The 25,068-nt window shown below is 35.3% G+C and carries 30 protein-coding genes; 19 read left to right on the forward strand and 11 right to left on the reverse strand.

Annotated elements, in window-relative coordinates; translation table 11 throughout:
• Positions 1-5: 5 nt before the first annotated feature.
• From RRF69_RS01450 to RRF69_RS01470, 5 genes are read right to left on the reverse strand one after another with little or no spacing between them, the layout of a single operon-like run.
• Complete coding sequence (locus RRF69_RS01450; protein ID WP_316940221.1) at positions 6-614, reverse strand: YigZ family protein; 609 nt, start codon at positions 612-614, stop codon at positions 6-8.
• On the reverse strand, positions 615-1,475 hold the full coding sequence (locus RRF69_RS01455; RefSeq protein WP_316940222.1) for an EamA family transporter: 861 nt from the start codon (positions 1,473-1,475) through the stop codon (positions 615-617).
• A complete protein-coding gene (locus RRF69_RS01460) occupies positions 1,472-2,083 on the reverse strand; it encodes an HAD-IA family hydrolase (protein WP_316940223.1) in 612 nt (203 codons plus the stop codon). The genes RRF69_RS01455 and RRF69_RS01460 overlap by 4 nt, the downstream gene beginning before the upstream one ends.
• Complete coding sequence (ribD, locus tag RRF69_RS01465) at positions 2,076-3,137, reverse strand: bifunctional diaminohydroxyphosphoribosylaminopyrimidine deaminase/5-amino-6-(5-phosphoribosylamino)uracil reductase RibD (protein ID WP_316940224.1); 1,062 nt, start codon at positions 3,135-3,137, stop codon at positions 2,076-2,078. Before ribD ends, RRF69_RS01460 begins: the two co-directional genes overlap by 8 nt.
• A gap of 5 nt (positions 3,138-3,142) precedes the next feature.
• Complete coding sequence (locus RRF69_RS01470) at positions 3,143-3,601, reverse strand: LEA type 2 family protein (protein WP_316940225.1); 459 nt, start codon at positions 3,599-3,601, stop codon at positions 3,143-3,145.
• A 52-nt stretch (positions 3,602-3,653) separates the two neighbouring features.
• Between RRF69_RS01470 and RRF69_RS01475 the strand changes: the two genes are divergently transcribed.
• From RRF69_RS01475 to RRF69_RS01505, 7 genes are all read left to right on the forward strand, one after another.
• A complete protein-coding gene (locus RRF69_RS01475; RefSeq protein ID WP_316940226.1) occupies positions 3,654-4,145 on the forward strand; it encodes a GNAT family N-acetyltransferase in 492 nt (163 codons plus the stop codon).
• Positions 4,142-5,017, forward strand: a complete 876-nt coding sequence (gene prmC / locus RRF69_RS01480) for a peptide chain release factor N(5)-glutamine methyltransferase (RefSeq protein ID WP_316940227.1) — start codon at positions 4,142-4,144, stop codon at positions 5,015-5,017. Before RRF69_RS01475 ends, prmC begins: the two co-directional genes overlap by 4 nt.
• Before the next feature lie 110 nt (positions 5,018-5,127).
• Complete coding sequence (locus RRF69_RS01485; RefSeq protein ID WP_316940229.1) at positions 5,128-6,684, forward strand: NAD(P)/FAD-dependent oxidoreductase; 1,557 nt, start codon at positions 5,128-5,130, stop codon at positions 6,682-6,684.
• Positions 6,685-6,756: 72 nt separating this feature from the next.
• On the forward strand, positions 6,757-7,206 hold the full coding sequence (locus RRF69_RS01490; RefSeq protein ID WP_316940230.1) for an ATP-dependent zinc protease: 450 nt from the start codon (positions 6,757-6,759) through the stop codon (positions 7,204-7,206).
• The gene (gene rimK, locus RRF69_RS01495) at positions 7,194-8,069 is read left to right on the forward strand and encodes a 30S ribosomal protein S6--L-glutamate ligase (RefSeq protein WP_316940231.1); all 876 of its coding nucleotides are present in this window, start codon (positions 7,194-7,196) and stop codon (positions 8,067-8,069) included. The genes RRF69_RS01490 and rimK overlap by 13 nt, the downstream gene beginning before the upstream one ends.
• Positions 8,059-9,009 carry a succinylglutamate desuccinylase/aspartoacylase family protein gene (locus tag RRF69_RS01500; protein WP_316940232.1) on the forward strand — a complete coding sequence of 317 codons (951 nt, stop codon included), beginning with the start codon at positions 8,059-8,061 and terminating at the stop codon, positions 9,007-9,009. The genes rimK and RRF69_RS01500 overlap by 11 nt, the downstream gene beginning before the upstream one ends.
• Positions 9,010-9,028: 19 nt before the next feature.
• Entirely contained in the window at positions 9,029-9,196 is a 168-nt protein-coding gene (locus tag RRF69_RS01505; RefSeq protein ID WP_316940233.1) for a hypothetical protein, read from the forward strand.
• A gap of 63 nt (positions 9,197-9,259) precedes the next feature.
• Here RRF69_RS01505 and RRF69_RS01510 read toward each other — a convergent pair whose 3' ends face one another.
• The 5 genes from RRF69_RS01510 to RRF69_RS01530 form a co-directional block, all read right to left on the reverse strand.
• Positions 9,260-9,517, reverse strand: coding sequence for a DUF6952 family protein (locus RRF69_RS01510; RefSeq protein WP_316940234.1), 258 nt, complete (start codon positions 9,515-9,517; stop codon positions 9,260-9,262).
• Position 9,518: 1 nt separating this feature from the next.
• Positions 9,519-9,827: a thioredoxin family protein gene (locus RRF69_RS01515; protein WP_316940236.1), complete on the reverse strand. Its 309-nt coding sequence runs from the start codon at positions 9,825-9,827 to the stop codon at positions 9,519-9,521.
• A gap of 11 nt (positions 9,828-9,838) precedes the next feature.
• Complete coding sequence (locus tag RRF69_RS01520) at positions 9,839-10,480, reverse strand: peroxiredoxin (RefSeq protein WP_316940237.1); 642 nt, start codon at positions 10,478-10,480, stop codon at positions 9,839-9,841.
• Between the two features lie 142 nt (positions 10,481-10,622).
• Positions 10,623-11,786 carry a sigma-54 dependent transcriptional regulator gene (locus RRF69_RS01525; protein WP_316940238.1) on the reverse strand — a complete coding sequence of 388 codons (1,164 nt, stop codon included), beginning with the start codon at positions 11,784-11,786 and terminating at the stop codon, positions 10,623-10,625.
• Between the two features lie 55 nt (positions 11,787-11,841).
• A complete protein-coding gene (locus tag RRF69_RS01530; RefSeq protein WP_316940239.1) occupies positions 11,842-12,675 on the reverse strand; it encodes a mechanosensitive ion channel family protein in 834 nt (277 codons plus the stop codon).
• A gap of 363 nt (positions 12,676-13,038) precedes the next feature.
• Between RRF69_RS01530 and RRF69_RS01535 the strand changes: the two genes are divergently transcribed.
• The 5 genes from RRF69_RS01535 (at position 13,039) to RRF69_RS01555 (ending at position 19,815) form a co-directional block, all read left to right on the forward strand.
• The gene (locus RRF69_RS01535) at positions 13,039-13,497 is read left to right on the forward strand and encodes a MarR family winged helix-turn-helix transcriptional regulator (protein WP_316940240.1); all 459 of its coding nucleotides are present in this window, start codon (positions 13,039-13,041) and stop codon (positions 13,495-13,497) included.
• 16 nt (positions 13,498-13,513) lie between these two features.
• Positions 13,514-15,919 (forward strand): 3-hydroxyacyl-CoA dehydrogenase/enoyl-CoA hydratase family protein, encoded by a 2,406-nt coding sequence (locus RRF69_RS01540; RefSeq protein ID WP_316940241.1) that lies wholly within the window; start codon positions 13,514-13,516, stop codon positions 15,917-15,919.
• Between the two features lie 201 nt (positions 15,920-16,120).
• Positions 16,121-17,317 (forward strand): acetyl-CoA C-acyltransferase, encoded by a 1,197-nt coding sequence (locus RRF69_RS01545; RefSeq protein ID WP_316940242.1) that lies wholly within the window; start codon positions 16,121-16,123, stop codon positions 17,315-17,317.
• A gap of 42 nt (positions 17,318-17,359) precedes the next feature.
• Positions 17,360-19,150, forward strand: coding sequence for an acyl-CoA dehydrogenase family protein (locus RRF69_RS01550; RefSeq protein WP_316940243.1), 1,791 nt, complete (start codon positions 17,360-17,362; stop codon positions 19,148-19,150).
• Between the two features lie 218 nt (positions 19,151-19,368).
• A complete protein-coding gene (locus RRF69_RS01555) occupies positions 19,369-19,815 on the forward strand; it encodes a KTSC domain-containing protein (protein WP_316940244.1) in 447 nt (148 codons plus the stop codon).
• A 181-nt stretch (positions 19,816-19,996) separates the two neighbouring features.
• Here the strand turns inward: RRF69_RS01555 and RRF69_RS01560 are convergent, their stop codons facing one another.
• Positions 19,997-20,776, reverse strand: coding sequence for a S1/P1 nuclease (locus RRF69_RS01560; protein WP_316940245.1), 780 nt, complete (start codon positions 20,774-20,776; stop codon positions 19,997-19,999).
• Positions 20,777-20,890: 114 nt separating this feature from the next.
• Between RRF69_RS01560 and RRF69_RS01565 the strand changes: the two genes are divergently transcribed.
• The 7 genes from RRF69_RS01565 (at position 20,891) to RRF69_RS01595 (ending at position 25,022) form a co-directional block, all read left to right on the forward strand.
• A complete protein-coding gene (locus RRF69_RS01565; RefSeq protein ID WP_316940246.1) occupies positions 20,891-21,751 on the forward strand; it encodes an SPFH domain-containing protein in 861 nt (286 codons plus the stop codon).
• Positions 21,752-21,842: 91 nt separating this feature from the next.
• Entirely contained in the window at positions 21,843-21,971 is a 129-nt protein-coding gene (locus RRF69_RS01570) for a hypothetical protein (protein WP_316940247.1), read from the forward strand.
• 1 nt (position 21,972) lies between these two features.
• Positions 21,973-22,470: a hypothetical protein gene (locus RRF69_RS01575; protein WP_316940248.1), complete on the forward strand. Its 498-nt coding sequence runs from the start codon at positions 21,973-21,975 to the stop codon at positions 22,468-22,470.
• Positions 22,467-22,592, forward strand: a complete 126-nt coding sequence (locus RRF69_RS01580; RefSeq protein ID WP_316940249.1) for a hypothetical protein — start codon at positions 22,467-22,469, stop codon at positions 22,590-22,592. Before RRF69_RS01575 ends, RRF69_RS01580 begins: the two co-directional genes overlap by 4 nt.
• A 1-nt stretch (position 22,593) precedes the next feature.
• Complete coding sequence (locus RRF69_RS01585; protein ID WP_316940250.1) at positions 22,594-22,758, forward strand: Arc family DNA binding domain-containing protein; 165 nt, start codon at positions 22,594-22,596, stop codon at positions 22,756-22,758.
• 279 nt (positions 22,759-23,037) lie between these two features.
• Positions 23,038-23,619 carry a DUF2490 domain-containing protein gene (locus RRF69_RS01590; protein ID WP_316940251.1) on the forward strand — a complete coding sequence of 194 codons (582 nt, stop codon included), beginning with the start codon at positions 23,038-23,040 and terminating at the stop codon, positions 23,617-23,619.
• Positions 23,620-23,627: 8 nt separating this feature from the next.
• Positions 23,628-25,022, forward strand: a complete 1,395-nt coding sequence (locus RRF69_RS01595; protein WP_316940252.1) for a DUF819 domain-containing protein — start codon at positions 23,628-23,630, stop codon at positions 25,020-25,022.
• The last annotated feature ends 46 nt before the right edge of the window (positions 25,023-25,068 follow it).

Raw genomic sequence — 25,068 nt, forward strand, 5'->3', positions numbered from 1 at the left:
ACAAATTATTCCACCACTTGTATTTCAACTTTATACAATTTTTTAAAAATTTGGAAAATTGATTCGGCATCATTCTTTCGAACAGAAATACCATAGCGACAATCGAGTTCCAAGGTTTGTGTTGTAATTGAGATGTTGTTCTCTTTAACAATTCGCATGACTTTGTTCAACCTATCATATCCAAAAATTAATTGAAATTGAACATTGATTGTTTTCTCAAGAATGTTTGAAGCCTCTAAAGCGAGTTTTGCTGATGTTTTATAGGCAGAAATTAGGCCTCCAACCCCTAGTTTTGTTCCACCAAAATAACGGACAGAAACAATTAAAATATTGGTAACCTCAAAAGATTGAATTTGTCCATAGATCGGTAAGCCAGCAGAATTATTGGGTTCACCGTCATCATTTACACGATAGTAAACGTCTTCGATACCTATTTGATAGGCGTAACAAAAATGACGTGCAGCGTGGTGTTTCTTTCTTATAACCTCGAGACAGTCTTTTACATCCTCTTCTGATAAAACAGGAAAAGCATATCCAAAAAACTTACTTCCCTTTTCTTTAAAGAGAGCTTCATCAGAGGGCTGATCAATTGTTTTATAAGCGTCTTCCTTCATTTATGCAATGGTTACCAATACTATTCCTACAACCGCCAAGGCAATTCCAATTTTATTTTTCAAACTAAAATTTTCTTTAAACAAAAACAATCCGACTAAGGTAGACACTATTACGATGGCCACGTTATTTATAGTAAACAAGGTTGAACTTTCGAAATTTTTATTTTGCAAGGCTTTGATTAAAAAGAGAATCGAAAAATAATTGGGAACTCCTAAAACAATTCCAGCTACAATGTTTCGCGTTCCAAAAGAACTTCTTTTTTTGAGCGCTTTTAGCAACAGAATTACAAATCCAAAAAGTGCAGCAATCCCAAACAAACTTCCGGAAAAAATAGAAATATCTTCCTCTGCAACGTAGTTAATTTGCACATACTTTAAGAGTGTATCGATAGCTCCAGAACCGATAAATAGTAAAATTGGAAAAATTAAACTCCCTTTTTTTGCACTTGAATGTTCTTTTACAGACGAGAGATACACCGCCACCAAAGCAGTTACAATCCCAATCACTTTTAAAAAACTAACAGATTCATTGTACAGGCAAATTCCAAATACAACAGGGACAACAACCGACATCTTACCCGCAATTGAAGCTACGGAAACTCCGTTATTCTGAGCAGTCATCGCCATTACAAAAAAGATCGATACAAACAAAGCTCCTAAGATGATTGCTCCAAAAAACCAAGGTTCTAAATAGACCTCTTCAAGAGGAATTTTTCGTTCTGCCAATAAAAAACCCATAGAAAATGCAACAAGATAATTGACAAAAATGGCTTTTAAAACGTCAATATTATAAGTCCCAAAGTATTTAAAAATCACAAATAAACCAGTCGAAAAAAGGATACTAAGAAGTAAGTAGATCAATTTAAAAAATGTATTTGACTGAATAATTGTGTAACCTCTTCTTTGCCGGGAATCAGATTCCATACCTGAATTCCTAAGTGACTCGCTGACTGAGTGTTTTCTTTAGTGTCATCAATGAATAAGGTTTCTTGAGGAATTAAATCATGCGCCTTTAAAACATATTCATAAATATCTGAATTTGGTTTTCTCATATTCATTTCATGAGAAAGATAAAAGTGTTCAAAACAATGTTTAAAGGTATTGTAAAGAGCCATTCCCCAATTTTCTTGAATCCAAGAAATATGCAAATCATTGGTATTACTCAACAAAAACAATCGGTAATTTGGATTTTTTGACAATTCTTGAAGGAAATGAAGCCGATGAATCGGAAAATCTAACAGAATTGCATTCCAAGCTTTGATGAACTTATAGGAAGGGACTTGAAATTTCTTTTCAAAAAAATTAAGAAATCCTGTAGTTGACAGCAAGCCCATTTCATATCGTTGACACAGATCCATTTCTTCCTCAGAAAATACGGTTACACCTTGATCGAAAAGTTCTTTGGCTGTTGCTTCTTTGTCTAAATTAATAAAGATATCGCCAAAGTCAAAAATGATGTTTTTAATCATTATTGTATTTTTTTAAAAGGTCGTTTTGAATCCGAATTTCTGACTCAATATTTGAATTAAAAATGGGGGCTTTTGTTCCACTTCCAAAAACATGATCTCCAACAAAGACATAAGCCTCATCCCATAGCTTGGCATTGATAAAGGTCTGTAAGGTTTGCCCCCCTCCTTCTATAAGCACAGATTGAATTGAATGCTTCTGAAGTACGGTACAAATAGTCTGAGCAAAATCACTTTCTTCATCTTGCAAAGGAGGAAATTCAATCGACTCGTATATGATATTTTCCCGAGAGTTTTTTGGAACCGTTTTGTTTGCAGTAATCACAATAGTTTTGACCGCTCCATCAAATACTGTTGCATCTGCAGGAATTCTCAACGTTCTATCCAAAACGATTCGAACAGGATGCTCTCCAGCCCAATTTCGGATATTCAATGTCGGATTATCAGCAATTACAGTTTCAGTTCCAACCAAAATTGCTTGTTCGGAACTACGAATCTTGTGTGCAAGTTGTTGTGAAAACAAATTCGAAATCCAAACTGGTTTTTGTATTTTTTTTGATTCAGGAGCAATGTAACCATCTTTAGTTGTTGCCCATTTCAAAACAATATAAGGTCTCTTTTTGAGCTGCACTGTAAAAAATCGTTTGTGATGCTCTTTACAGGCTGCTTCCAGAACTCCAACAGTTACATGAATCCCAGCTTTTCGAAGTCGTGCAATACCCTTTCCAGCAACCAGACTATTAGAATCTACACAGCCAATAACCACCTTCGGGATTTGATGTTGCACTATTAAATCGGCACAAGGAGGAGTTTTTCCAAAATGCGAACAAGGTTCTAAGCTAACATACAACGTAGCTTGCTTTAAAAGTTTTTTTTCTTTGACAGCAGCAATCGCGTTCACTTCTGCATGAGAACCTCCGTAAGCAGAAGTAAAGCCCTCACCAATAATTTTATCCTTAAATACAATAACCGCGCCAACTGAGGGATTTGGAGCGGTAGTTCCCAATCCGTTCTTCGCAATTTGGATGCATCGTTGTATGTAGAATTCTTGACTCAAAAAAATTAAAGTTTGATTTCTGTAATTTTATCTACAGGAAAGGTCGTTGAAAAACCAAAAAATTTGTATTTTAAGTTTCCTTTAAACTGGACTTGAATAGACTTCTTTAAAAAGGAATTAATCAATCCGCCAAGGATACCATTTGTATTATTTTCCAAAATTCTTTTGGTTGGAATCACTGCAGAAAGTGGAACTAAAAACTTTTCTTTAGCAGGAACTTTAAAGGGTGCTACACTAACTGTTCCTATTGGCTCTCCATTCATAAATACGAGTATTTCGTCTGAAGAAATCGTCCCTCCTATAGTATTTGGATTTTTAAAAAAAGCTGCCGCTTTTAAGCGAAGGGTGTCAGAAGTTGCTGATACAATTTCCACCTGATCTACTTTCATAAATATTGGTTTTTTTGACACAGAACAGCTGTTCATCAATAAAAATAAAACCAAAAAATATACTGCTTTTTTCATGAAAATTGTTTTAAAAAATTTGATACCTTGCTATGCAAAAATAAGAGAATAAATGACAACAGATGATTTTATCATTAGAGAAATTCAACCTCAAGACAACGCACAAGTTGCGAAAGTAATTCGTGAGGTATTAATTGAGTTTGGCGTCCCCAAAGTAGGAACAGCTTATGAAGATAAGGCAACCGATGAAATGTTTGAGCATTTTCAAAAGAAAACATCAACCTATTATGTTGTGGAATATCAACAAAAAGTCGTAGGATGTGCAGGCATTGCACAATTAGATAATTTTGAAGGCAATACATGCGAACTTCAAAAAATGTATTTTCTCCCCATCACAAGAGGAAAAGGAATAGGAACAAAACTCATCCATACCTGTTTGGCAAAAGCAAAATCTTTGGGATATGACAGTTGCTATTTAGAAACCATGCCCTATATGGAGGCTGCCAGAGCATTGTATGCCAAAAATGGATTTCAAAACTTAGACAAGCCTATGGGAAATACTGGGCATTATTCCTGTAACGTTTGGATGTTAAAAAATTTATGATTTTAAAAGAATATCAATCTTATTTCTCTCAAGAATTATCGGCAATCTATCCTCAGACAGAAATTGACACCTTCTTTTTTTTCTTAATTGAAGAATATATTGATTTCCAAAGAATAGACCTAGTCTTAAAACCAGATTTTGAGCTCTCATCAGACATTCTTCCCTTTTTCAAAAATGCTTTGGAAGCTCTCCAAAAAGAAATTCCCATCCAATATATTCTTGGAAAAACAGAATTTTATGGGTTTCCTTTTTTGGTCAACAGCGATACCTTAATTCCAAGACCAGAAACAGAAGAATTAGTCGAATGGATCTTGAATGTAATATCCCCAACCAAAAAAACGCAAATCATAGACATTGGAACAGGTTCGGGTTGCATCCCAATTTCTTTAGCAAAGCACCTTCCGAATGCAACCATTTTTGCCCTAGATATTTCTAAAGAAGCCCTAACAGTCGCAAAACAGAATGCCATTCTCAATAAAGTTGCCATTTATTTTATTGAAACAAATATTTTACAAACAAATCATTTAGCTCAAAAATTTGATGTAATTATCTCCAACCCCCCCTATGTGAGAGAGTTAGAGAAATTTGAAATTAAAAAAAATGTATTAGAAAACGAACCTCATTTAGCGCTCTTTGTTACTGATGAAGATCCACTTCTTTTTTATAATAAGATTGCCGACTTGGCAGCAAAACACCTCACCCCAAATGGACTACTTTTTTTAGAAATCAATCAATATTTAGGAAAAGAAACGATTAAAATGTTAGCACAAAAAGGGTTTACCAACATTGAACTAAAAAAAGACCACTTCGGAAATGATCGAATGATCAAATGCCATTTCAATAATTTAGATTCTATAGAAAATTCAAAGTAGGCGAAACACGTCTCTTGACGAAGAGGTCCAACAAGATAAAGCACCACTTTAATCAAAAACCTCCTAAAATTATTCCATTTTAAATCTTTTTAATTCCATACTTTTGCCACATGATAAAAGAGATTCAACTCCGTGTAAATTTAATTGAAGAACAGAAAGAGGACATCCTTTTATCAAAAGCTGCAAATCAATTAGATTTGGATCAAAGTGAAATTTTTGCGGTAAAAATTTTGCGTAAATCGATTGACGCTCGCAAAAAAGACATCATCTTTAACTATAAAGTTGCTGTCTACGTCAACGAGCAAGTTCCAGAAAAATCAAATTATATTTTTGACTATAAAGATGTTTCCAATGCAAAAGAAATTCACATTGTAGGCTTTGGTCCAGCAGGAATGTATGCAGCTTTGCGTTGTATCGAATTAGGTTACAAACCTATCGTGTTAGAACGTGGAAAAAATGTGCAAAATCGCAGGCGAGACATCAAAGCCATCAATCAGGATCATATCGTAAATGAAAATTCTAATTATTGTTTTGGTGAAGGAGGTGCAGGAACCTATTCTGACGGAAAACTCTATACACGTTCCTTAAAACGAGGAGATGTAAGACGGATTTTTGAGAACCTAGTTTTTCATGGAGCTACCGAACAAATTTTAATCGATGCACATCCACATATTGGAACTAACAAGCTCCCAAAAATCATACAAAACATTCGCGAAAACATTCTCAAGTTTGGAGGTGAAATTCATTTTGAAACACAGGTAACCGATTTCGTCATCAAAAACAACAAACTACAAGCGATTCATCTTCAAAATGGTCAAGAAATGACTGTAAATTCTGTCATCTTAGCAACAGGACATTCCGCAAGAGATATTTATGAATTGTTGCACAAAAAAAATATTGCTTTAAAAGCCAAATCTTTTGCCATGGGGGTTCGTGTTGAACATCCCCAAGAGATTATTGACCAAATTCAGTATCATTGTTCTGGACAACGAAATGAATTGTTGCCTGCTGCTGCCTATAGTTTGGTGCAACAAGTAAACAATCGAGGGGTCTATTCTTTTTGTATGTGTCCAGGTGGTTTTATCGTTCCTGCAGCTACAGCTAATGGCGAAGTGGTCGTCAACGGAATGTCTCCATCACGAAGAAATAATAAGTTTGCCAATTCTGGAATAGTCGTCGAGTTGGATATTGATAAAGATTTTAAAAAATACGAAGCATTTGGCGCCTTGAAAGGACTAGAATTTCAAAAAGATTTGGAAAAAATTGCCTTTTTTGCTGGTGGAAGAACTCAAACAGCTCCGGCGCAAAGATTGGTCGATTTTGTCGATGGAAAATTCTCTACCGACTTGAACGAAACTTCCTATCAACCGGGATTAAATTCAGCTCCACTTCATTCACTTTTACCCAAAATAATTGGCAGTCGTTTGCGCAAAGGATTTGCTGGTTTTGGGCAAAAAATGCACGGCTACTATACCAATGAGGCTAATATTGTCGGGGTTGAATCAAGAACTTCCTCACCAATCAATATTCCACGAAAAGAAAATTTAGAACATACCCAAATAGAAGGTTTATTCCCTTGTGGAGAAGGGGGTGGCTATGCTGGAGGAATTGTTTCTGCTGCTATGGACGGAGAACGTTGTGCGGAAGCAGTGATCGCAAAACTATAATTCATATTTTTTTTTAAAATAAACAGATAAATCAATAACAATCAGTAATTTTACCCAGATTAATAATTATAAATGAAAATTACAATTGGACGTTCAGACAAAGCTGACTTTCCAGAATTCTCGCTTTATGATATCGATGTCAAAATTGATTCAGGAGCATATACTTCCTCAATCCATTGTACTGAAATTGAAGAAATTATTGAGAATCAACAGCATTGGATAGAATTTACCCTGCTCGATCCAGAGCATCCATTATTTGATCATCAAAAAATCAAAACAAAAGAGTATACCTCAAAATTGGTAAAAAGTTCAAACGGAATTACAGAAAAACGATTTTTGATAGAAACTAGCATTTTTATTTTCAATCAGCACTATCCGATTCATTTGACTTTAGCAGAAAGAACGGATATGAAATTTCCAATATTACTGGGAAGAAAATTTTTAAACAAAAAGTTTATCATCGATCCAGTAAAAAAGGATGTATCACACAAATTAAAATATAAGAAAGAATGCGAATTGTAATTTTATCAAGAAATCCAAAATTATACTCTACCAAGCGATTAGTAGAAGCTGCAGAGAAAAGAGGGCATGAAATCATTGTGGTAGACCATTTAAAATGCAATATCGAAATCGAAAGAAAATCTCCCAAAATTCATTACAAAGGAGAATATTTAGAAAATATTGATGCAATCATACCAAGAATCGGAGCTTCGGTTACTTTTTACGGTACGGCAGTAATTCGTCAGTTTGAAATGATGAAAGTTTTTACCTGTGTTTCTTCACAAGCATTGACTCGCTCCAGGGATAAATTGAGTAGTTTACAAATTTTAGCAAGGGCCGGAGTTGGTTTACCTAAAACTGTTTTCACGAACTACACCAAAGATGTAGAGCATGTTGTAAAATCAGTTGGAGGGGCGCCTTTGGTTTTAAAGTTATTGGAAGGGACTCAAGGTTTGGGTGTTGTTTTAGCTGAAACTAAAAATGCAGCAACCTCCGTTCTTGAAGCTTTTAATGGCCTAGGAGCAAGGGTAATCGCTCAAGAATTTATTAAAGAAGCAGGAGGTGCTGATATTCGAGTTTTTGTAGTTGACGGGAAAGTAATTGGCGCAATGAAACGTCAAGGAAAAGAAGGTGAATTTCGCTCTAACCTTCACCGCGGCGGAAATGCCTCCATTATAGAACTGACCGATGAGGAGGAAAAAACAGCTTTAAAAGCAACCAAAGCCCTAGGTCTAGGAGTTGCTGGAGTAGATATGCTGCAATCATCTAAAGGTCCATTGGTCTTGGAAGTAAACTCTTCACCGGGTCTCGAAGGAATTGAAACTGCAACTGGAAAAGACATTGCCAAAGAAATCATTAGATATTTAGAAATTCATGTCGAGTAAGCCATTTATCATTTTAGGACAACAAATTCCTGAAGGAAAGCGGACCGTTTTAGACTTAGAAGTTGCAAAATTACACACCAGAACAACGGTAAAAGTTCCAGTGATCATAGAACGCTCCCATCAACTAGGGCCAGTTGTCTTATTGTTGGCAGGGATACATGGAGATGAAACGAATGGCGTAGGAATTATTCGTGAAATTATCAATCAAAAAATCAATAGTCCAGTTGCAGGGACTATTATTTGCATCCCTGTGTTTAATATTTTTGGGTATTTATTTCAAACTCGTGAATTTCCAGATGGTCGTGATTTAAACAGAATGTTTCCAGGTTCTTTAAATGGTTCATTAGCTAGTCAATTTGCATATCAATTTACCAAAGAAATAGCTCCATTCGTAGATTATGTCATCGACTTTCATACAGGGGGTGCTGAACGTGATAATATTGCACAAATTAGATGTAGCAAAGAAGACCAAAAAGGACTAGAACTTGCCAAGGTTTTTAATCCCCCTATGATTGTATATTCTAACAATATATCAAAATCTTTACGAGATACTGTACGTAAAATGGGGAAGAGCATTTTAGTGTTTGAAGGGGGGAAATCGAAAGAACTCAATGCTTCAATCATCAACGAAGGTGTCAATGGAACCAAAAACGTATTGATCCATTTAGGTCTTATTGAAGGTGAAATTACAGTTCGAAAAACACCTATTTATATAAAAAATTCAAAATGGTTAAGAGCATCCTATTCTGGAATGTTTAAAATTATGATTACAAACGGATCTTTTGTCCGTAAAAAAGAAGTTTTAGGAATCATTCAAGACCCATTTGGAGAATTTAAAAAGAAAGTTTACGCACCATTTGATGCTCATATTTTCTGTATTAATAAAACACCAATTGTCAATAAAGGGGATGCTTTGTTTCATTTAAGCATCGAGGAATAAAATTCAACAATTATTTTTGATGCCAAAAAAAGGAAAAGGAAAAGCAAAAAACACTGTTAGCAAAGCAAAATACAATCGGCTCATGCATCAAAAAGTCAATAAGGTGAAGTTAGAAAAACAGTATCATAAAGAGCGATTAAAAGCGCTTATCAAAAAAGTAAATGAGCAAAAAAAACAGGAAGTATAACCGTTGTTAAACAAAAAAAATCTCAAGTTCTAACTTGAGATTTTTATTTGTATGTGGGGACAATTATTGATCAATCGCCCCTAAAACACGTTTCATAAAAGCATTCAACGCTTCTTTCTTAGGAATTCCCTCTTTGATCATTTTATCAACTTCAACGGCTCCGTATAGATTAGAAATCAATTCGCCAATAACATCTAATTCTTCATCTTTTAAAGATGGGACTTCAGTTAGTGCTTCTAGAGTTTCGATAGTTTCTAAAACGTAGTCTTGATCGTTTTCTTCAATAAAATTAGTCAAATGTTTAATAACGGGTAACTTCATCTTATAGGGTTTCTGTTAAAAATTCTTTCAACACATCAACCTTATTGGTTTGTGTCTGACTAACAAATTTTCCATCTTTAAAAGCTGCGAAAGTTGGTAGGTTACTTACATCTGCTAATTTTCTGCTTTCTGGAAATTTCTCAGCATCTACAATTACAAAAGTTGCCGTTTCATTTTCCGTAGAAAATTTCTTAAACTTAGGCTTCATAATTCTACAATTACCACACCATCCTGCAGAGTATTGCACGATAACGGTTTTGTTACTCGCTACTATTTCTGCTAAATTATCTTGACTTAACTCTTGTACCATTGTTATAAAAATTAGTTTGCTGCTAAATATGCTGCGGTTCCTTTTGCATTTGGTGCCATTGCCGTTTTTCCTTCTTCCCAGTTTGCTGGACAAACTTCACCATTTTTTTGTACATGTGAATACGCGTCAATCAAACGTAAAAATTCATTTACATTTCTTCCTACTGGCATGTGGTTAACACCTTCATGGAAAACCGTTCCTTCTTCATCGATAAGATACGTAGCTCTATAAGTTACATTATCTCCTTCTACTTGAATCGTTTGTGTCTCTTCATCAAAAGTTTCGTTTGTAATATCTAAAATACCTAAAACTGAAGATAAATTACGATTGCTATCGGCTAAGATTGGATAGGTGACTCCTTCAATTCCTCCATTGTCTTTTGCAGTACTCAACCATGCAAAGTGAACTTCTGGTGTATCACATGAAGCACCAATAACGATAGTGTTTCTTTTTTCAAATTCACCCAAAGCGGATTGAAAAGCATGTAATTCAGTAGGACATACAAATGTAAAATCTTTTGGATACCAGAATAATAATACTTTTTTATTATTTTTCTTTGCTTCTTCTAAAACATTGATTTTAAACGTATCGCCCATTTCATTCATTGCATCTACGTTCAAGTTTGGAAATTGTTTACCAACTATTGTTGCCATTTTATTTATTATTTATGATTAATATGAATTTTCTAATACAAAGATAGCAAAGCTCTGTACTAAAACTTAAAAATTTAAATGGGAACTTTTTATCTTATTATCAGTTTTACTTATAGTGATTTTACTTTTAAATAGTTTTAGACTATTTTGAAGCAAAAAGCGATACATCTTTTTCTGTAACTTCATTTTCACCCAAGATGATGAGTCTTTCTACAACATTCCTAAGTTCTCTTATGTTTCCAGTCCAATCGTATTCTTGTAATAGCTTGATTGCTCCTGAAGAAAAAGTCTTTAAAGGGGTTCCTTGTTCTTTAGAAATTTTAGACGAGAAAAACGACACCAATAAAGGGATATCTTCTCTTCGATCATTTAGGGCTGGCACCTGTATTAAAATTACTGCCAATCTGTGGTACAAGTCTTCTCTGAAACGACCCGCAGCAATTTCATTATTTAAATTTTTATTCGTTGCCGCTAAGACCCTAACATTTACATTAATATCTCGATCACTTCCTACTCGCTGAATTTTATTTTCCTGCAAAGCGCGTAAGACCTTGGCTTGAGCAGAGAGACTCATGTCTCCTATCTCATCCAAAAACAGGGTTCCTCCTGTAGCCGCTTCAAACTTTCCAGCACGGTCTTTTTGAGCGCCAGTAAAAGATCCTTTTACATGTCCAAACAACTCACTCTCTATCAATTCTGAAGGAATTGCGGCACAATTTACTTCGATCAAAGGGGCTTTTGACCGATCCGATTTTTCATGTAACCAATGCGCAACTAGCTCTTTTCCAGTTCCGTTGGAACCTGTAATTAAAACTCTGGCATCTGTGCCTGCAACCTTTTCAATCAATTCTTTGATATGAAGGATCTGAGGACTTTCACCGATCATTTCATAATTCTTACTCACCTTCTTTTTTAATCGCTTGTTTTCTACAATAAGCTCCTTTTGATCCAAGGCATTTCGAACTGTATTGAGCAATCGATTTAAATCAGGTGGTTTTGAAATATAATCAAAAGCACCTAAGCGCATCGTGTTGACTGCAGTATCTAGATCACCATGTCCTGAAATCATGATAACAGGAATTTCTGGCTTTACTTTCTTAACACGTTCTAACACCTCAACACCATCCATTTTGGGCATTTTAATATCGCACAAAACCAAATCATAGTCTTTCTGTAATATCATTTCCATCCCTAACAATCCATCTTCAGCTTCATCAACAGCATACGTGTCATTTTCTTCAGAAATAATTTTCCTAAGTACTCTTCGAATTGATGCCTCGTCTTCTATGATTAATATATTGCTCATTATTGGATTGTTATATTTTTTTACTTAGAAATTGCGGTAGAATGCTTTTGAAAACCTACAACTCATTGGTCTTATACACATGCACATCTCTTTGTGGAAATGGAATTGAAATCTGATGTTCTCTGAATAATTTATCAATTTCAAAACGAATATCACTCTGAATTATTGCAGCTTCAAAACTATTATTTAGGGTAAACGAAACTTTAAAATCCAACGAGCTATCTCCAAAATTTGTAAAGAAAACAGTTGGTTCTGGTTTCGGAATTACTTTTGGATTGGATTCCACTGCTTTTAATAAAACACTTTTTACCAACTGAATATCACTTCCATAAGCAACACCCACAGAAACAGACTCTCTTGTTTCTACTCCATTTTCAGTCCAATTGTACAAACTGTTGGTTAAGTACAAATGATTGGGAATCACCAAGACTTTGTTGTCGATCGTAACGGCTCTAGTAGTTCTTAATTTAATTTCAACCACTCGCCCTACTTTTCCTTCCAATTCAATAATATCACCCACATGAACAGATTGATCTATTAAGATGAAAATTCCTGAAATGATATCTTGAAATAAGGTCTGTAATGCCAAACCAACCCCAATTAAAAGGGCTGCCGATGCAGCAAATATTGCTGTAACGTTGACTCCTGAAGATTGGAGAGTGACCAAAAAGATAACGATATATGCCAACCACTTTAAATACTCAAAAACCGATACAAATTTTTCTTTATCTTCATTTGGTAGTTTCCTTGTAATTAGTTTCCTGAAAAATTTAAGAAGAAAAGATGCAATCAGCAACGCCAGAAAGACGATTAAAATGGTCTGAACAGAAATTGTTACATCTGTACCAAAATTGAAACTGTATTCTAAAAAAGCCTTTAATTTTTCCATCTTTTTTTTATAATAAACCGTTGTATGTACGCTAATTTTTTTAAATTTTTATAGCTAATGTTCTCAACTCAATATTAAAATTTTTACTCTGTAAATTTCTGCAACGAATCAGACTGTGAATACAAAGGTAACAATTTATATCGCCATAAAAATTGCTATCTCATTTTACACTATTTTTTAATTTGCGAAAGGCTAATCATGGATACTTTATCCATGTTTGAAGGAGATTGAATATAATTATGAGCCACACATTTGTACATAAATGCCCCTAACTGTTTCAACATTATTACAAATTTACTATGCGCGCATAACTTTTTTGTAATTTACTATGCGTGCATAATAAATTTTACTATCTTTGGAGTAATGGATAAAGATAAATCAATCGATCACCAATTAAGAGCAACTTGGCAAGCTATCGCAAAGATGTACAATGAGCAAGCTGTAAAGCATGAAAGCACCATGGCTTCGGCCTTTGTTTTGTTAAATATTGATTCCACAAAAGGAACGCCATCAACGGCTTTAGGCCCCTTGATGGGAATGGAACCAACCAGTCTTTCGCGTATTTTAAAAAGTATGGAAGACAAAGGAGCAATTTGTAGAGAGAAAAACCCAGAGGATGGAAGAAGTGTAATTATAAAATTAACGCCCTACGGAAAAGAAATGCGCGCAGTATCGAAAGGACATGTGTATCAGTTCAACAATACAATACGAGAACATATTACAGAAGAAGAATTAGAAGGTTTCTTTAAAGTAACCTCAACTATCAATAAGTTAATAGCAGAAAAAAAAGTCTTTCAAGAAGCACCTTTAAAAGCTATTTAAATTAAATATCAAACCAATGACAAGAAGAATAAAAAAAGTGGCAATTATCGGTTCTGGAATAATGGGAAGTGGTATCGCCTGTCATTTTGCCAATATTGGTGTAGAAGTTCTTTTATTAGACATCGTTCCGAGAGAAACTACCGACCAAGAAAAAGCAAAAGGACTCACCTTAGAAAGCAAAGCTGTTCGAAATCGTCTTGTAAATGATGCTTTAACTGCATCCTTAAAATCAAGACCGTCTCCTATTTATCATCAAAAATTTGCCAATAGAATTACCACGGGTAATTTAGATGACGATTTGCATTTGATAAAAGAGGTTGATTGGGTCATGGAAGTTGTTGTTGAACGTTTGGATATAAAAAAATCTGTTTTTGAGAAAATCGAACAATACAGAAGACCTGGAACCTTAATCACATCGAATACTTCTGGAATTCCAATTAAATTTATGAGCGAAGGACGAAGTGACGATTTTCAAAAACATTTTGCTGTTACTCACTTTTTCAATCCTCCTCGATATTTAAAACTATTTGAAGTTGTTCCCGGCCCTAATTGTGATTCTTCAGTCACCGATTTTTTAATGATGTATGGAGAAAAATTCTTGGGCAAAACAGCTGTTTTAGCAAAAGATACTCCTGCTTTTATTGGAAACAGAATTGGAATTTTCAGCATCATGAACCTTTTTCACATCGTCAAAGAAATAGGATTAACGATCGAAGAAGTTGACAAATTGACCGGACCCGTAATTGGCCGTCCAAAATCGGCAACCTTCAGGACCATCGATGTCGTTGGTTTAGATACCTTGGTTCATACCGCCAATGGAGTTAAAGACAATTGTCCAAACGACGAAATGAATGCACAATTTGAGATTCCTGAATTTGTAAATTCAATGATGGAAAACAAATGGTTGGGAAGCAAAACAAATCAAGGATTCTACAAGAAAGTAGTACATCCAAATGGCAAGAAAGAAATTTTATCCTTAGACCTCAACACCTTAGAATATCGTGCTAACAAACGTGCCTCTTTCGCAACCTTAGAGTTAACCAAAACCATTAGCAATGTTGGCGATCGTTTTAAAGTATTGGTCAAGGGAAAAGACAAAGCAGGGGAGTTTTACAGAAAATGTTTTGCCGCCCTATTTGCCTATGTTCAAAATAGAATCCCTGAGATCTCTGACGAAATCTACCGATTGGATGATGGCTTGAGAGCTGGATTTGGTTGGCAACATGGTCCTTTTGAAATTTGGAATGAAATTGGAGTTGCAGCTGGAGTTGAGATAATGAAAGCAGAAGGAAAAGAACCCGCCGCTTGGGTTAGTGAAATGCTTGCCAAAGGAGAAACTTCTTTCTATTCAGTAAAAGAAGGTGCTACTCATTATTATGACATTCCTTTAAAAAAACAGGTTAAAAAACCTGGTCAAGATTCTTTTATTATTTTAGACAATATCCGAAAATCAACCGAAGTTTTCAAAAATTCAGGTGTTTCTGTTCAAGATATTGGAGACGGTATTTTAAATGTAGAGTTCCGTTCAAAAATGAATACTATAGGTGGAGATGTACTAACTGGATTGAACAAAGCAATCGATCTCGCAGAAAAAGATTTCCAAGGTTTAATTGTCGGAAATCAAGCTGCAAATTTCTCAGTTGGCGCCAATATTGGAATGATATTTATGATGGCCGCAGAACAAGAATACGACGAATTAAACATGGCAATCAAGTATTTTCAAGATTCAATGATGCGCATGAGATATTCTTCTATTCCAACAATTTCGGCTCCTCACGGTATGGCCTTAGGAGGGGGATGTGAAATTTCTTTACACGCAGACAAAGTAGTAGCTGCCGCAGAAACCTATATGGGCTTGGTTGAATTTGGAGTCGGTGTAATTCTTAGTGGTGGAGGCTCTAAAGAAATGGCCTTGAGAGCATCCGATTCTTTTCACAAAGGCGATGTAGAATTAAACATTTTACAAGAGAACTTCTTAACTATCGGAATGGCAAAAGTGTCTACCTCTGGTTACGAAGCATTCGATTTAGGATTGCTTCAAAAAGGAAAAGACATCATTGTAGTCAATAAAGAAAGACAAATTGCAACGGCTAAGGCGCATGCAAAATTAATGGCTGAAAGTGGCTACACACAACCTGTAAAGCGAACAGATGTAAAAGTATTAGGGAAACAAGCGCTGGGAATGTTCTTAGTAGGAACAGATTCTATGGAACATTCAAAATACATCTCAGCACACGATCAAAAAATAGCCAATAAGCTAGCCTATGTAATGGCTGGAGGAGACTTATCAGAACCAACACTAGTTTCAGAACAATATCTGTTAGATATAGAGCGAGAAGCATTTTTATCACTTTGTACAGAAAGAAAAACCTTAGAACGCATTCAGCATATGTTAAAAACTGGAAAACCATTACGGAACTAATCGCTACAAGAGTAGGATGAAATTAAAATAACCCTTCTAAGCGATTTTAAAGAATTACTTACAAAAAAAGGACAAACATACAAACAGAAGAAAAAATGTAAAGCCAAGTATAAATATAGTCCTTGAAGTCATAAAAAATGAATTTCTCACTTCAAAGAACTCTTAGGAATACTTACGACAAAATATAAAAATTTTAATACGATGAGCAGCAAAACAGCATACATAGTAAAAGCCTACAGAACCGCAGTTGGGAAAGCACCAAAAGGTGTTTTTCGTTTCAAACGAGCGGATGAATTGGGAGCAGAAACCATTCAGCACATGATGAAAGAATTGCCCAATTTAGACGTAAAACGTATAGACGATGTGATTGTTGGGAATGCGATGCCCGAAGGTTCTCAAGGACTCAACATGGCACGTTTTATTTCCTTAATAGGACTCAACTCTGTCGACGTTCCAGGTGTAACCGTAAATCGTTTTTGTTCTTCAGGATTGGAAACCATTGGTATGGCAGTTGCTAAAATACAGTCAGGAATGGCAAGCTGTATCATTGCTGGGGGTGCTGAAAGTATGAGTTCTGTTCCGATGACGGGTTATAAACCAGAGCTCAACTACAATACCATCCAATCCGGTCATGCCGATTATTACTGGGGAATGGGAAATACGGCTGAAGCTGTGGCAAAACAATTTAAGGTTTCTAGAGAAGATCAGGATGAATTTGCCTTCAAATCGCATATGAAAGCACTCAGAGCCCAAGAAGAAAATCGTTTTCAAGATCAAATTGCCCCCATTCAAGTAGAAGAAACTTATTTGGATGCAAATGGTAAAAAAGCGACCCGAAATTATACAGTCACCAAAGATGAAGGTCCCAGAGCAGGAACCTCAACGGCTGTTCTAAACAAATTACGAGCGGTATTTGCTGCTGACGGAAGTGTAACTGCAGGGAATTCATCACAAATGAGTGATGGAGCAGCTTTTGTAATGGTGATGAGTGAAGAGATGGTTAAAGAATTAAACCTAGAACCAATAGCGCGCATGGTAAACTATGCTGCTGCTGGAGTTGAACCAAGAATTATGGGAATTGGCCCCGTAGCCGCCATTCCAAAAGTGTTAAAACAAGCAGGCTTGCAACAAAAAGATATTGAGCTGATTGAATTGAATGAAGCATTTGCTTCTCAATCTTTAGCAGTACTACGCGAATTGGATCTTAACCAAGACATCGTAAATGTCAATGGAGGTGCCATAGCTTTGGGACATCCATTAGGGTGTACAGGAGCAAAATTATCGGTACAACTATTTGATGAAATGCGAAAACGTGATCTGAAAAACAAATACGGAATGGTTACCATGTGTGTGGGAACTGGTAAAGGTGCAGCTGGAATTTTTGAATTTCTAAAGTAAACAAAAAATTATACCAAACATAATTATCAATAAACTAAAAAAATGGCAGAACTATTAAGAGGAGGTCAATTTCTTGTAAAAGAAACAAATTGCGAAGACGTTTTTACTCCAGAAGATTTTACGGAAGAGCAAACAATGATGAAAGAAGCGGTAATGGAATTTAACGACCGTGAAATCATCCCTCACAGTGCTCGGTTTGAAGCGAAAGATTATGCTTTAACAGAAGAAGTGATGCGTAAGGCTGGAGAATTAGGATTCTTAGGAGTTGCGGTTCCAGAAGCCTATGGAGGGCTAGGAATGGGATTTGTCTCTACCATGCTTACTTGTGATTACATCTCAAGTGGAACTGGCTCTTTTAGTACTGCTTTTGGTGCACATACTGGAATTGGTACCATGCCAATTACCTTATATGGAAATGAAGCACAAAAGCAAAAATATGTCCCTAGATTGGCTTCTGGCGAATGGATGGGGGCTTACTGTTTGACAGAACCAGGAGCTGGTTCGGATGCAAATTCAGGAAAGACAACGGCTGAATTAACTGCTGACGAAACTTCCTATAAAATAAACGGGCAAAAAATGTGGATCTCTAATGCAGGATTTTGCCAGTTGTTCATCGTTTTCGCACGAATAGAAAATGATAAAAATATTACAGGTTTTATCGTAGAAAACAACCCTGAAAACGGAATTACCCTCGGAGAAGAAGAACACAAATTAGGAATCAGAGCTTCTTCAACACGACAGGTATTTTTTAATGACACCCTTGTGCCCGTTGAAAATATGCTATCTGTACGAGAAGGTGGATTTAAAATTGCTATGAATGCATTGAATGTAGGGCGTATTAAATTGGCTGCAGCCTGTCTAGATTCTCAAAGAAGAGTAGTGACCCATGCTGTAAAATATGCAACTGAGCGCAAGCAATTTAAAACTCCTATTGCAGATTTTGGTGCTATTAAATACAAACTCGCTGAAATGACCTCCAATACTTATGTTGGTGAATCCGCAAGTTATAGAGCTGCTAAAGATATTGAAGATCGGATTGCCATTCGCGAAGCGGAAGGAAACTCTCATCAGGACGCAGAATTAAAAGGTGTCGAAGAATACGCAATTGAATGTTCAATCTTAAAGGTAGCTGTTTCAGAAGATGTACAAAATTGTGCCGATGAAGGAATTCAAATTTTTGGAGGAATGGGCTTCTCAGAAGAAACTCCTATGGAAGCTGCCTGGAGAGATGCACGAATTGCTCGCATCTACGAAGGAACCAACGAAATTAACAGAATGCTTTCAGTCGGGATGCTGATTAAAAAAGCAATGAAAGGACATGTAGATCTGTTAGGTCCTGCAACAAAAGTGCAAGAAGACCTAATGGGAATCCCTTCTTTTGATACTCCAGATTATTCTGAATTATTTGCAGAGGAGAAAGAAATGCTATCAAAACTTAAAAATGTATTTTTAATGATTGCTGGTGCGGCTATCCAAAAATTCGGTCCTGACTTGGAAGAACATCAGCAATTATTAATAGCTGCTTCTAATATTTTAATTGAAGTATACATGGTAGAATCTGCCATTTTAAGAACTGAGAAAAACGCCAAACGATTTGGAGAAGATACTCAGAAAGAACAGATCGCAATGACCCAATTATATCTATACAATGCCGTTGAAATAATTATTAAAAACGGAAAAGAAGCAATCGTTTCATTTGCAGAAGGAGATGAACAACGAATGATGTTAATGGGCTTAAAACGCTATACAAAGTATACCAATTACCCAAATGTAGTGAATTTGAGAAATCAAATCGCAGAAAAATTGAAAACAGAAAACAAGTATTGCTTCTAAAAGTCTTAATTTTTTTTACCTTTAACAGACTTTAATATAGTCGTTTGTCAGTAAAGGTCATCTTCCAAGGTGACCTTTACTATTTTTTAACAAAGTAGTTTTCTAGAACCCTAGAAATTCTTTTCATCTCCAAAAGGCTCTAGATATCTTTCATCATTTTTTTGTATCACAATTCATTTAATATCAATACTTTTGCACGCAATTTGAAAACAGCATAGATGAAGCGTATTAAAGAATATAAAAAACTTTTTAAAGTAGAAGGTCCCATTAATTTGAAAGAATTAAAAACTACCTACAGAGGTTTGGTCAAAGAATGGCATCCCGATAAATTTTTGGAAGAAGACAAAAAAGCGGAAGCAGACATTATCAGTACCAAAATTATTGATGGATATCACTTTTTGGTAAGTATAGCTCCAGAAACAAAGGAAGCAAATTTAGAAGCGTATAAGAAAACCATTACTGAATTTCAAGTAGCAGACTGGCACCACAAGAGCATGTTGTTAGAGGTTACCTTTACAGATGGAAATACCTACGAATACTTTGGTGTTAGTAAAATTTTATTTGGAAAATTTGTGAATTCAAAATCCATGAACAACTTTGGAAAAAGAAACATTTTCAATTCTTTTATCTATAGAAAATCAATGAAAGCATCTGCAACAGTTTAAACGGATCTATTTCTGGGAAAGCTAGAATACAGTTAAAATCAACAACATCGTCTTGATCTTTCAAGACCTAAAAAAAAGAGATTACGCACATCGTAATCTCTTTTTTTTGTGATTAAAAATCAAATTGCTCACATGAAGTTTGCGTTCTTTAAAACTTTTAGGGAACCTCTTTTTACAATGCTTAATAAATATCATTTAAAATTTTAGCCAAACGAATTCCACCTTTCTGCAGCTGGTTTCGAACCGTTCCAAAATGATCATAGGAATATCTGTAGCTCAATTTTTCGCCAGATTCCACAGAAGCATACACCTCTTTAGTAATTTCATGCACTTCATTTACCCAATCAACAACGGTCCCCTTCTGAATGGCTTGTACTTGATTCTTTGAAAGTTTTGTCGCATTATCAGCCAATTCTAAATAACTCATATTCCAATCTTCGATCATTTTGGTATCCCAAACAGTATGTAAATTTGTTCCTTTTCCAAACCATTGTACTTGAACCTTGTTCCCTCCTCGATCTTCTTTCTGGCCTATATGCATTGGCTGATGCAAGTCTCCTATAAAATGAACCAACATTTTCAAATAAAACACCTTATCCTCTTCACAACTATTATTGTTTTTTAAGACCGAAACACATGTAGCAATTCCAGAAACTAAATCCCCTTTTGGATTTTTTTCTGCTGCCTCATAGTCTTGATCAAGATCCATATTGACATAATGCCAAGGAGAAAATTTTTTGTACTTCCTATCGGATTTTATTTCATCGGCAAAAGTAGACACAAAGGCCAAACTCTGCCCTTTTAAAAGTTTATCAATCTTTCTTTTGGCCGATTTAGACAAATATTGTGTTGCAATTTCACCAGTTGCTCTATGACCATTTTGCCCCCAAAAAAAGACATGCTCAGTGTCTGAAGCTGGCATAATAAATAGGGATATGAATAAAAGTAGTGTCGCTTTCATTGTAAGTTTTTAGAATTAGTTTGCAGCTAAATTATAAAAATAAACATGAAAAAAATTGGAAATAAGTAAAAATATCATATATCTTTGTGATATCATTTTAATATCAAATAAATTATGAAAGCAGAGAAAATCACCAAGCCTGCAAATGGCTACTTAATGTTATTAATCATCTTGATCTTATTTTTTGGAGGTATCGTGATAGCTATTGCTAAGGAAAACCCACTTTTCCTCCTTAGCTCCCTCATCGGATTCTTTGGTTTGTTTGGATTTATATTGGTCAATCCAAATACATCCAAAGTTATTTTACTTTTCGGAAAATATATCGGAACCATCAAAGACAATGGACTATACTGGGCTAATCCTTTGTATCGAAAAAAAGGAATCTCTCTTCGAGCTAGTAATTTTGATAGTGAACGTCTGAAAGTAAATGACAAGCTAGGAAATCCAATTATGATCTCTACCATCTTAGTCTGGCGTGTGACAGACACCTACAAAGCTGCCTTTGACGTAGACAATTACGAGAATTTTGTCCGTGTACAAACGGATGCTGCAGTTCGAAAATTAGCAAGCATGTATCCTTATGATAATTTTGCTGATGAAGGACATGACGAGGACATCACCCTGCGTTCAAGTGTCAATGAAGTTTCGGAAGCTTTGGAGAAAGAAATTGAAGAACGGCTATCCATTGCAGGAATTGAGGTTTTAGAAGCTCGAATAGGGTATCTGGCTTATGCACAAGAAATTGCAAGTGCTATGTTAAAAAGACAACAAGCCACAGCGATTGTTGCTGCAAGACATAAAATTGTACAAGGTGCTGTTGAAATGGTAGAAATGGCATTGCTGGAACTCAATAAAAAACAGATTGTAGATCTTGATGACGAACGAAAAGCAGCGATGGTAAGTAATTTATTAGTTATCTTATGTGGTGACAAAGAAGCATCACCTGTTGTAAACACCGGAACTTTGAGTCACTAAAAAACCAATAACTATTTGGTCATCGCAGCATTGAAATATAATCGAAAAAAAATGAATAACAGATGAAAGAATATAAAGTAATTTATGGAAAATGGGATTCTCTAAAAACAATGAAAAGTTAGAAGATACTTTGAATGACTATGCAAGAGAAGGTTGGATCGTAAGAGAAGTAGCTGAGAGTTCAGCAAGAATTATTTTTGAACGAGATAAGAATAGGTAAAATGAAAGTATTTATTGAAGAACAACGTTTTAAGCAAATTTGGCTCCAAGTTCTACTTATCATTACTTCAGTGACTACTATTGCTATTATTACCGAAGAGTGGATTCGATCATCGGACCAAAATACCAGCGCTCACATTTCTTCAATCATAACAGTGTGTTCAGTTCTTCTAATTCATGCCTTATTTCATTTTGCAAAATTGACTACTCGGATCGATGAAAATGGAATTCAATACCAATTCTTTCCATTTCATTTTTCAATGAAAAAAATTACCTGGGCAGAAATTTGTCAAATCAAAGTTAGAACCTACAATCCAATTGGAGAATATGGAGGCTGGGGATTACGATACACTTTTAGCAAAAAAAGAGGCAACGCAATCAATGTTTCTGGAGATATTGGAATTCAGTTAGAATTTACCAATGGCAAAAAACTATTGATAGGCACCCAAAAAAAAGAAGAAGTACAAAGAGTTTTAGAAACCTATAAAACCAAAATATGACCCATGTACCGAAAGACATTCAAAAAGACAAGGACAATGCCAAATTGTATGCATTTGCAGCATACCCTCTGTCTGAAGAACTAATTGAAACTCTTGTTTCATTCATGAAAAAGAACCCCTAAAATGTCAAAAAAGAAAGCTTTCGCATTGCGTGTCAATGAAGACATGATGAAGGCCATTGAAAAATGGGCTGCAGATGAGTTTCGTTCAACTAACGGGCAAATCGAATGGATGCTGATGCGAGCATTAAAAGACGAAAACAGAGCACCCAAAAAGAAGGAAGAGTAACTTCTTTAAAATAGAACTTCCTTTGGGTTAAAATTTCGAACTTCACTTCAGAATCGCTCGTCAATTTTTGTATCTTGTATGCCCAATTAGAATTTATAACAAGCTATATACAGTAAGAATACAACCATCTTTATAAAGCTTCCTTTGAAAAAAATAAACTCAATACCACCCACTAAAAAACACCCATGAAAAAAATTATTTTAGGCTGCTTTTTCAGCGTTATTTTTATGAATATTCAAGCTCAAAATTCTCCTGAAAATAAATTAGGCGCCTTAGTATATGTACAATGGAGCCCATCAATTGTCCGATTCGTTTTCACTACAAACCATGGCACATTTTCGTTATTTTGAAACTGCTAGTGAATTTCAACAAGGAATTTACAGATTGGGTTTGAATTATAAAACAACTCCTATGTTCAATTTTACGTTGGGATTAAGTTATGTTGAAACAGATACTCAATATAAAAACCCTTCAGAACTACTAACAGAATTCAGGATTTATGAAGATTTTAATTTCAATACAAATCTCACAAAACTCAAACTCAGACACCGCTTTCGATTCGAGCATCGATTTCTAGAATTACAAGGAGAAAAATCTCTTCAAAACTGGATTCGTTATGATTTGAATGCCACCTACCCCCTATCCCCTCTTTGGAGTATTTATGCCTTTAATGAATTATTTCTTAATTTTGAGGGTGATTTATTTTCTCAAAACTGGACAGGCGCAGGATTGCTTTATAAATTCAACAATCACATCAAATTCAAAATAGGATATTTTTATCAGAAATTAAAAAATGTAGGATTTGACAGACTACAATTTGGAGTCATCCTAAACACCGACTTTAGAAAAAAAACAATATAATTCATTTTATGTCCATTTCAGAAATCAGCAACGATATTCCATTGTTTCCAAATGATACAGTCATTTTTGGAATTTTATGTGTCATTCTCGCAGGAATTTTTTATACCTCAAAAAAAGATTTTTTTTCAAAATTTTACCGAATAGTTCCCGCACTTCTACTCTGTTATTTTATCCCTTCAATTTTTTGTTCTTTAGGAATTATTGCAGACAAGTGGATCGATGTGGACACCACTATAAAGCACTTGCAATCTCTTTATGGAAACTTGAACGGAATTAGTGACCTAAGCTCTCTAAAAGCATATATTTCAACAAATCAGATTCCATCAAGTGAGTATGCACAATTTACAGGTGGCAGTAAAATCTACTATATTTCTTCGCGATTTTTACTACCCGCTTCATTGGTCTTATTGACATTGAGTATTGACTTGAAAGGCGTTTTTAAATTAGGGCCAAAAGCATTGATCATGTTTTTAACCGCAACTATTGGCGTAATGATTGGTGGTCCAATCGCCATTGTATTTTTCAAATATGTTGCACCAGATATTTTGACACAAGTAGAAGGCACAGAACTCTGGAAAGGTTTATCTACCGTTGCCGGAAGTTGGATTGGTGGGGGTGCAAATCAGCTTGCCATGAAAGAACAATGGGAAGTTTCAGACAGTCTCTTTAGCATTATGGCTGTGGTAGACGTTTTGGTAGCAGAGGTTTGGATGGCGTTTTTATTGATTGGTGTTGCCAAATCAGAAGCTATTGATAAATGGTTAAAGGCTGACACCTCATCCATTACAGCACTGAAAAACAAAATGGAAAAATTCACTTTAGAAACAGCCCGAATTCCATCATTCAATGATTTGATTCTCCTTTTGGGAATTGCATTCGGGGTTACTGCTATCGGCCATATTATTGGAGATAACTTAGGCATTTATATTACAAAAAAGGCTCCTTTCTTAGTAGACTTAGGTTTGGGGAGTTCATTTTTCTGGCTGATCATCACAGCAACGACAATCGGGATCTTTTTATCTTTTACAAAAATTAAAACCTACGAAGGTGCTGGAGCAAGCAAAATTGGAACTGTTTTTATCTACATATTAGTTGCCTCTATTGGAATGAAAATGAATTTGAATGCAATCGTTGAAAACATAAGCTTGTTTGCAATTGGATGTGTATGGATGATCATTCACGTGGGATTATTAGTGGTCGTTGCTAAAATTATTAAAGCACCCTATTTCTTTTTAGCAGTTGGCTCAAAGGCAAATATTGGTGGTGCTGCTTCAGCACCTGTAGTAGCTGGAGCATTTCACCCATCTTTAGCGCCTGTAGGTGTTTTACTTGCCGTATTGGGATATGCACTTGGGACCTATGGTGCTTTTTTCTGTGCCCTAATGATGAAATGGGTTCGTTAATTTTTACTAAATTGTATAGTTTTGCTAAATCAAATGATGCATATTT

This window comes from Polaribacter sp. HL-MS24 (assembly GCF_032758595.1).
Classification (GTDB): Bacteria; Bacteroidota; Bacteroidia; order Flavobacteriales; family Flavobacteriaceae; genus Polaribacter.

Excerpts from the sequence above, each read along its gene's own strand:
- RRF69_RS01575 (WP_316940248.1), top strand. The coding sequence starts at position 21,973 with ATGAAAGTATTTATTGAAGAACAACGTTTTAAGCAAATTTGGCTCCAA.
- RRF69_RS01590 (WP_316940251.1), top strand. The coding sequence starts at position 23,038 with ATGTACAATGGAGCCCATCAATTGTCCGATTCGTTTTCACTACAAACC.
- RRF69_RS01475 (WP_316940226.1), top strand. The coding sequence starts at position 3,654 with ATGACAACAGATGATTTTATCATTAGAGAAATTCAACCTCAAGACAAC.
- RRF69_RS01505 (WP_316940233.1), top strand. The coding sequence starts at position 9,029 with ATGCCAAAAAAAGGAAAAGGAAAAGCAAAAAACACTGTTAGCAAAGCA.
- RRF69_RS01535 (WP_316940240.1), top strand. The coding sequence starts at position 13,039 with ATGGATAAAGATAAATCAATCGATCACCAATTAAGAGCAACTTGGCAA.
- RRF69_RS01450 (WP_316940221.1), bottom strand. The coding sequence starts at position 614 with ATGAAGGAAGACGCTTATAAAACAATTGATCAGCCCTCTGATGAAGCT.
- RRF69_RS01555 (WP_316940244.1), top strand. The coding sequence starts at position 19,369 with ATGAAGCGTATTAAAGAATATAAAAAACTTTTTAAAGTAGAAGGTCCC.
- RRF69_RS01545 (WP_316940242.1), top strand. The coding sequence starts at position 16,121 with ATGAGCAGCAAAACAGCATACATAGTAAAAGCCTACAGAACCGCAGTT.
- RRF69_RS01490 (WP_316940230.1), top strand. The coding sequence starts at position 6,757 with ATGAAAATTACAATTGGACGTTCAGACAAAGCTGACTTTCCAGAATTC.
- RRF69_RS01540 (WP_316940241.1), top strand. The coding sequence starts at position 13,514 with ATGACAAGAAGAATAAAAAAAGTGGCAATTATCGGTTCTGGAATAATG.
- RRF69_RS01525 (WP_316940238.1), bottom strand. The coding sequence starts at position 11,786 with ATGAGCAATATATTAATCATAGAAGACGAGGCATCAATTCGAAGAGTA.
- RRF69_RS01530 (WP_316940239.1), bottom strand. The coding sequence starts at position 12,675 with ATGGAAAAATTAAAGGCTTTTTTAGAATACAGTTTCAATTTTGGTACA.
- RRF69_RS01550 (WP_316940243.1), top strand. The coding sequence starts at position 17,360 with ATGGCAGAACTATTAAGAGGAGGTCAATTTCTTGTAAAAGAAACAAAT.
- RRF69_RS01560 (WP_316940245.1), bottom strand. The coding sequence starts at position 20,776 with ATGAAAGCGACACTACTTTTATTCATATCCCTATTTATTATGCCAGCT.
- RRF69_RS01510 (WP_316940234.1), bottom strand. The coding sequence starts at position 9,517 with ATGAAGTTACCCGTTATTAAACATTTGACTAATTTTATTGAAGAAAAC.
- RRF69_RS01520 (WP_316940237.1), bottom strand. The coding sequence starts at position 10,480 with ATGGCAACAATAGTTGGTAAACAATTTCCAAACTTGAACGTAGATGCA.
- RRF69_RS01580 (WP_316940249.1), top strand. The coding sequence starts at position 22,467 with ATGACCCATGTACCGAAAGACATTCAAAAAGACAAGGACAATGCCAAA.
- RRF69_RS01500 (WP_316940232.1), top strand. The coding sequence starts at position 8,059 with ATGTCGAGTAAGCCATTTATCATTTTAGGACAACAAATTCCTGAAGGA.
- RRF69_RS01485 (WP_316940229.1), top strand. The coding sequence starts at position 5,128 with ATGATAAAAGAGATTCAACTCCGTGTAAATTTAATTGAAGAACAGAAA.
- prmC (WP_316940227.1), top strand. The coding sequence starts at position 4,142 with ATGATTTTAAAAGAATATCAATCTTATTTCTCTCAAGAATTATCGGCA.
- RRF69_RS01565 (WP_316940246.1), top strand. The coding sequence starts at position 20,891 with ATGAAAGCAGAGAAAATCACCAAGCCTGCAAATGGCTACTTAATGTTA.
- RRF69_RS01595 (WP_316940252.1), top strand. The coding sequence starts at position 23,628 with ATGTCCATTTCAGAAATCAGCAACGATATTCCATTGTTTCCAAATGAT.
- RRF69_RS01570 (WP_316940247.1), top strand. The coding sequence starts at position 21,843 with ATGGGATTCTCTAAAAACAATGAAAAGTTAGAAGATACTTTGAATGAC.
- RRF69_RS01470 (WP_316940225.1), bottom strand. The coding sequence starts at position 3,601 with ATGAAAAAAGCAGTATATTTTTTGGTTTTATTTTTATTGATGAACAGC.
- RRF69_RS01585 (WP_316940250.1), top strand. The coding sequence starts at position 22,594 with ATGTCAAAAAAGAAAGCTTTCGCATTGCGTGTCAATGAAGACATGATG.
- RRF69_RS01515 (WP_316940236.1), bottom strand. The coding sequence starts at position 9,827 with ATGGTACAAGAGTTAAGTCAAGATAATTTAGCAGAAATAGTAGCGAGT.
- RRF69_RS01460 (WP_316940223.1), bottom strand. The coding sequence starts at position 2,083 with ATGATTAAAAACATCATTTTTGACTTTGGCGATATCTTTATTAATTTA.
- rimK (WP_316940231.1), top strand. The coding sequence starts at position 7,194 with ATGCGAATTGTAATTTTATCAAGAAATCCAAAATTATACTCTACCAAG.